The organism is Clostridium sp. 1001270J_160509_D11, assembly GCF_015667935.1.
Classification (GTDB): domain Bacteria; phylum Bacillota; class Clostridia; order Peptostreptococcales; family Peptostreptococcaceae; genus Intestinibacter.
This window is the reverse complement of record NZ_JADPET010000251.1, coordinates 1-1,747: the sequence shown is the minus strand read 5'-3', so window position 1 is coordinate 1,747 and position 1,747 is coordinate 1. Positions and strand designations below refer to the sequence as shown.

Below are 1,747 nucleotides of genomic sequence, written 5' to 3'. Positions count from 1 at the left end.
GATCTGTAAATATAAAATTAATATGTTATATTATTGCGATAAATAATATATGATACTTATATAAATTCATAATTGGATGAATGTTTCTACAAACTACCGTAATAGTTTTGCTATAAGTTTTTTCGAACAGCAAAACTATTACGGTAGTTTTTTATTGTGTAAAAAAATAACAAACTAGGAGGAATTATGGAACTAGTAAATGAAAACAAAATTTTAGAAGAAGAGAAAATTTCAAAACTTTTATTAAAATTCTCTGTACCATGTGTAATGGGTCTTTTAATTAGTGCATTCTACAATATTGTAGATCAAATTTTTATTGGAAATAGTACACTTGGCTATTTAGGAAATGCAGCTACAGGAGTTTCATTCCCGGTAATCTGTATTGCAAATGCATTTGCATGGTGTGTGGGAGATGGTGCAGCATCTTACCTGAGTATTTGTGCTGGAAGGAAAGATACGGATAGTGCACACAAATCTGTTGGAACGGGAATTACTGTAACTTTACTTATTAGTATTGTACTTATGATTATATGTGAGGTTGCAGCAGTACCACTTATGAGTCTTTTTGGAGCGTCAAATCAGACTTTAGACCTTGCAGTAACTTATTTCCGTATTGTAGCAGCATTTTTCTCATTTTATTTATTATTAAATGTAATGAATAGTATGATTCGTGCGGATGGAAGTCCTGGATTTGCTATGAAAGCAATGGTGATGGGAGCTATTATAAATATTATTTTAGACCCAATATTCATCTTTTTATTAAAATGGGGAATTGCAGGTGCGGCATGGGCTACTGCTATTGGTCAAGTAGTATCTTTTGCAATATGTGCAATTTATTTCTTTAAGCCAAAGAGTTTTAGACTGAAAAAGAGTAGCTTTGTACCTAATCTACCTATTTTATCTAAAATGATTAATCTTGGAGCAGCAACTTTTATAACACAGATTTCAATTGTAGCGGTGACATTAGTTTGTAATATGACACTGGCACGTTATGGTGCATTATCAAAATATGGTCCGGATATTCCGATTTCTGTGTTTAGTATCCAAACAAAAGTATATACAATCGTTTTAAATATCGTAACTGGGATTGTGCTTGGAGGACAGCCGATTTTTGGATATAACTACGGAGCAAAAAGAATGGATCGTGTTCGTGAAGCTTACAAAATAGTATTTCGTGCCACTTTAATTACTGGTATAACAGCGACGATTATTTTCCAATTATGGCCGAAAGAAGTTGTAGGAATTTTTGGGTCAGGAAATGAATTATATCAAGAATTTGCAGTAAAAACATTTAGAATTTATTTATCTCTTGTGACAGTTACTTGCCTTGTTAAAATGACAGCAGTATTCTTCCAATCTATTGGAAAATCTAAATATGCAGTTATGGCATCTGTTATACGTGATATAGTTTGTTTCACACCATTAGCAATAATATTACCTTATGTTTTAGAAGGAGCAGAGGTTGGAACAGGAATTAATGGAATTTTATATGCAGCACCGATTTCGGATTTAGTTGCTATTGTTGTGATTCTTATACTAACAATTTCGTTCTTCCACAAATTAAATAAGGAAACAGAAGTGGAAGTGGAAAAACAGGAAAAATTAGTTGTATAAGTATCTTATTAGTATGATGATTATACTGATTCTAGGAACATAAAATACTTTTATATTTATAAATCCAGGGATTATATTTTCAATAATAGCTATTATAATCTACTTGACAAAATGGAAGATGCCTCAGATAATA

General features: G+C 31.5%; 1 protein-coding gene and 1 riboswitch. The gene reads left to right on the top strand.

All coding sequences use genetic code 11. The features are described 5' to 3' along the window. Window positions 1–36 precede the first annotated feature (36 nt). A riboswitch (purine riboswitch) is annotated at window positions 37–133 on the top strand. Between the two features lie 53 nt (window positions 134–186). Further along, the gene (locus I4U58_RS13730; RefSeq protein WP_195931896.1) at window positions 187–1,614 is read left to right on the top strand and encodes an MATE family efflux transporter; all 1,428 of its coding nucleotides are present in this window, start codon (window positions 187–189) and stop codon (window positions 1,612–1,614) included. The last annotated feature ends 133 nt before the right edge of the window (window positions 1,615–1,747 follow it).

Bases quoted from the DNA above. Each gene is read 5' to 3' on its own strand.
- I4U58_RS13730 (WP_195931896.1), top strand. From the start codon at position 187: ATGGAACTAGTAAATGAAAACAAAATTTTAGAAGAAGAGAAAATTTCA.